The following is a 418-nucleotide window of genomic DNA, read 5'->3' as shown; positions in this document are numbered from 1 at the left end:
CCTGTTCTCTGTCGTTGGGGACATGCCGCACGATTTGATCGTAGCGTTCCGCATAGTCCTCATAGGCGCTGATCGTTTGACGGCTCTTCGCCAGAGCCTGCGATAATGCATCCATCTTTCCCTCCCTCGCGTCGGTCAAGGCGCCGGACTTGCCTCAGCGAAGGGTGCCGGGAGGCACGCGTCCGTCGAGCATGCCGATGTCGCGCAGGAAATGGTCCGACAGCGAACGGCGGTCAAGCAGGCCGCGCGTGCGTGGCCTGAACGGCGCGATGAAGAGGTCGAGAACCGGACGACGAAGCGTGCTGTAAAGGGTGGTGGTCATTGCCGTGTCCTTTCGGGTTCGAGTTCGATGACCAGAGCATGCCGTTTTCCGGCCTTGGATTCCAATCGAACCTCGCGTAGCATGCATCAGGAGGAT

General features: G+C 60.5%; 1 protein-coding gene. It reads right to left on the bottom strand.

Annotated features, from left to right (window positions below; translation table 11 throughout):
- Nucleotides 1–154 precede the first annotated feature (154 nt).
- Entirely contained in the window at nt 155–322 is a 168-nt protein-coding gene (locus EOA32_RS39140; RefSeq protein ID WP_187331398.1) for a hypothetical protein, read from the bottom strand.
- Nucleotides 323–418 lie beyond the last annotated feature (96 nt).

This window comes from Mesorhizobium sp. M1A.F.Ca.ET.072.01.1.1, from assembly GCF_004023325.1.
In the GTDB taxonomy this organism is placed as follows: Bacteria; Pseudomonadota; Alphaproteobacteria; order Rhizobiales; family Rhizobiaceae; genus Mesorhizobium.
The sequence above is the reverse complement of the archived record's forward strand: the minus strand, read 5'-3'. Positions and strand labels throughout refer to the sequence as shown.